Genomic DNA, 308 nt, shown 5'->3' on the forward strand with positions numbered 1-308 from the left:
AATGAAAAGAAAGATACTTCAAACGACAAAATTGAAGTAAGCTTTAAAAAAGAAGGAATTTTAAATCTTAAAAAAGCGAATACCGATTCTATTATAAAAACCTTAGATATAGAATTTGCCGAAGATGAGTACGAAATACAAACAGGCTTAATGTACCGAACCAAACTTGGCACCAACCAAGGTATGCTGTTTATATTTCCTAATACACAAATGCGAAGTTTCTATATGAAGAACACCAAAATTCCCTTAGACATTATTTATATAGGTGATAAGTTACAGATTGTAAGCTTTCAAAAAAACGCAAAACC

General features: G+C 30.5%; 1 protein-coding gene. It reads left to right on the forward strand.

Going from position 1 to position 308, the window contains the following annotated elements; translation table 11 throughout:
- A partial coding sequence (locus ACRHNM_RS16545; protein WP_431137725.1) for a DUF192 domain-containing protein occupies positions 1–308 on the forward strand: 308 nt, incomplete at both ends.

The sequence above is a fragment of the Psychroserpens mesophilus genome (assembly GCF_050617655.1).
Classification (GTDB): domain Bacteria; phylum Bacteroidota; class Bacteroidia; order Flavobacteriales; family Flavobacteriaceae; genus Psychroserpens; species Psychroserpens mesophilus_A.